Source organism: Mycobacterium sp., from assembly GCF_035314665.1.
Lineage (GTDB): Bacteria > Actinomycetota > Actinomycetes > Mycobacteriales > Mycobacteriaceae > Mycobacterium.
The window spans coordinates 1-3,165 of sequence record NZ_DATFZD010000253.1; the positions used below are offsets into that span (position 1 = coordinate 1).

2 protein-coding genes and 3 tRNA genes are annotated in these 3,165 nt (G+C 64.0%); 2 read left to right on the top strand and 3 right to left on the bottom strand.

Features of this window, described 5'->3' with window-relative positions:
• From maeA to VKI00_RS18220, 3 genes are all read right to left on the bottom strand, one after another.
• The coding region (gene maeA / locus VKI00_RS18210; RefSeq protein ID WP_324439805.1) for an oxaloacetate-decarboxylating malate dehydrogenase at positions 1-1,256 on the bottom strand (1,256 nt) is incomplete at its 3' end.
• A 2-nt stretch (positions 1,257-1,258) separates the two neighbouring features.
• Positions 1,259-2,647 carry an NADP-dependent succinic semialdehyde dehydrogenase gene (locus VKI00_RS18215; protein WP_324439807.1) on the bottom strand — a complete coding sequence of 463 codons (1,389 nt, stop codon included), beginning with the start codon at positions 2,645-2,647 and terminating at the stop codon, positions 1,259-1,261.
• Positions 2,648-2,746: 99 nt separating this feature from the next.
• Positions 2,747-2,818 (bottom strand) — tRNA-Val (locus VKI00_RS18220).
• Positions 2,819-2,989: 171 nt separating this feature from the next.
• Here VKI00_RS18220 and VKI00_RS18225 point away from each other — a divergent pair.
• Positions 2,990-3,062 (top strand) — tRNA-Gly (locus VKI00_RS18225).
• A gap of 28 nt (positions 3,063-3,090) precedes the next feature.
• Positions 3,091-3,164 (top strand) — tRNA-Cys (locus VKI00_RS18230).
• Position 3,165 lies beyond the last annotated feature (1 nt).

The window sequence follows — 3,165 nt, forward strand, 5'->3', positions numbered from 1 at the left end:
AGTTCGGCCGGGTGCGCCTCGGCCCGGCTGGTCGGGTTGGAAAGCGGGAAGATGATCGGCCGCTTGGTCTTGCCGGCCATCTCGCGCACGATCTCTTCGGTGAAGGCACCGGCGGCGGTGGACAGGCCGAGCAGGACACCGACGTCGACATGGTGGACGACATCGGCGAGCTGCGCAGGCCCCGACAGGCCCCAGCTCGCGACGCGGCTGGCGGGCTGAGCGAATCCCCGCTGTGCGTCAGACAGATCTGTACGGTCATCGGTGAGCAGACCCACCACGTCGACCACCCAGATTCGTTCGGAGGCAGCCTGTTCGGATAATCCCTCGATCACCATCTGCCGACGGACCATGTCGAGCACTCCGATGCCGGCGGAGCCGGCGCCCAGCATGACGACCTGCTGTTGCGACAGCGGGCGTCCGGCCACTTTGGCGGCGCCGTGCAGTGCGCCGAGGGTGACAGCCGCGGTGCCCTGAATGTCGTCGTTGAAGGTTAGGAGCTTGTCGCGGTAGCGGGAAAGGATTGGCAGTGCGTGCACGGTGGCGAAGTCTTCCCACTGCAACAGGACATTTGGTAGCGCCTTGCGAACGGCGGCGACGAACTTGTCGATGAACGCGTGGTACTCATCGTCGTCGAGGCGTCGGTGGCGCGAGCCAAGGTACTGCGGGTCGTCGAGCAGTTCGACGTTGTCGGTTCCGACGTCGAGCACGATCGGCAGTGTGCGCGCGGGGTCGATTCCGCCGATGAGGGTGTAGAGCGACAGCTTGCCGATCGGAATGCCCATCCCGCCGATGCCCTGGTCGCCCAGCCCAAGGATCCGCTGTCCGTCGGTCACCACTATCACGTCTACCTCGGGTTGGGGCCGGTTGCCCAGCACCTCGTCAAGACAGTCGCGGTCGGCATAAGAAACGAACAATCCCCTTGGCCGCCGGTAGATTTCGCTGAAACGCTCGCAGGCCTCACCCACGGTCGGGGTGTAGATGATCGGGAGGGTCTCGGGGATGTGGTCGCGCATCACGTGGTAGAACAGCGTCTCGTTGCGGTCCTGCAGCGCACGCAGATAGATGTGTTGGTCGAGACCCTCACGTCGAGTGCAGAATTCATGCCAGCAATGCGCAGCTTGCTCTTCCAGCGTTTTCACCGTCGCTGGTAGCAGGCCCCTGAGGCCGAGCCGGCGACGTTCGTCTTCGGTGAAGGCCGTGCCCTTAGTGGTCAGAGCATCGAAAAGGGCAGCCGTCCCGCGCTTTTCGTTAGGCATCGCTAGGCACCTGCGTCCTCGCCGATCCAGACGGTTTTCGCGTTCATGAACTCACGCATGCCGAGGTCGGACAGTTCGCGCCCATAGCCGCTGAGTTTCACTCCCCCGAAAGGGATCTCCGGATAACTGGTCGTGTTTCCGTTGATGAATGCCATGCCCGACTGGACATCTCGGACGAATAGTTGTCGCTCGGCCTCGTCTTCGCTCCATAAATTCGACCCCAGCCCGTACGGGTGGCCGTTGGTCAACTCCAGCGCCGCCTCCAAAGAGGGCACCGACCACACCTGAGCCACCGGGCCGAAGACTTCTTCGTGGTACATGTTCATGTCAGGCGTGATGTTCGTCAGGACGGTCGGCGGGTAGAACCAGCCGGGCCCGTCCGGTCGTTTTCCGCCGACCAGCACCTCGGCGCCCTTGGCGACCGCATCGTCCACGTACGCTTCGACGTCGTCGCGGCCGGATTCGGTTGCCAGCGGGCCGACGTCGGTTGCCGCGTCCATCGGGTCGCCCACCACCAACGCCCCCATCTTCGCGACAAACTTCTCGATGAACGCGTCGTAGATGTCGTCGTGGACGAAGAACCGCTTGCCATTGATGCAGGACTGCCCGTTGTTCAGAGTCCGGGCCTTGACCGCGACATCGGTGGCCCGCTCCAGGTTGGTGGAGGGCATGACGATGAAGGGGTCCGAGCCGCCCAATTCGAGGACTACCTTCTTGATCTCTGAGCCGGCGATGGTGGCCACCGACCGTCCCGCGGGCTCACTGCCGGTCAGGGTCGCGGCCTTCACCCGGTCATCTCGCAGTACCTGCTCTACGCGCCTGGCGGAGATCAGCAGGGTCTGGAACACGTCGTCCGGGAAACCCGCGTCGCGGAAGAGCTGCTCCATGTAGAGGGCGGTCTGCGGCACGTTGGAGGCGTGCTTGAGGATCCCGACGTTCCCGGCCGTCAGGGCGGGTGCCGCGAACCGCATCGCCTGCCACAGCGGCAGATTCCACGGCATCACCGCGAGCACAACACCCAGGGGCTGATAGGTCACGTAGGTCTGCTTGGCGCCGACGCGCGCGCCGTCTGCGGGCAGGGCCCGCAAGAACCCGGGGCCCTCGGCTGCGTAGAAACGAAGCCCGCGAACGCACTTGGCGACTTCCTCGTGCGCGGCTCGTAAGGTCTTGCCCATCTCGGTGGTGATCAACTCGCTGACGGAGTCGGCCTCGTTTTCCAGGTTGTCGGCCGCCTTCACGAGCCACCCGGCGCGTTGCTCGACGCTGGTCAGTCGGTACGACTCGGCGGCCGCGGCCGCTCGAGCGAGTTTGTCTTCGAGTTCCTTGTCGGTGAGTTCGTCGAAGCTCTTGAGGATCTCACCGGTGACAGGACTAGTCGTCGCGATAGCCATGGATGGATCGTATGGCCACCAGGTGAATCGTGAACTGCCTCGCGATTGAAATCTTGGGCGGTGATCGTTCGAAACATTCTTTATCTGCGCTGGTGCTTGTGGTCCCGGCTGGGATCGAACCAGCGACCTTCCGCGTGTGAAGCGGACGCTCTCCCACTGAGCCACGGGACCGGCGCCAAGAGGCGAACGACGTCGAAGATTAGCACGCGCGGGCGTCTCGGCAGAACGCGCTGCATGGGCCGCGGATGGCGGCGCGCCTGACGGTGCCAAGAAATTTGTGCGGGCCTAGTCAGGTGGACTATCGTCGTGCTTCGCACCGGGCGATGATCTCGTCCGTTGCGCGCGGATGTAGCGCAGTTGGTAGCGCATCACCTTGCCAAGGTGAGGGTCGCGGGTTCGAATCCCGTCATCCGCTCGAGGGTGCAAGTGGCATCAAACCCCGCGGTGGAGTGGCCGAGTGGTGAGGCAACGGCCTGCAAAGCCGTGCACACGGGTTCGATTCCCGTCTCCACCTCCAA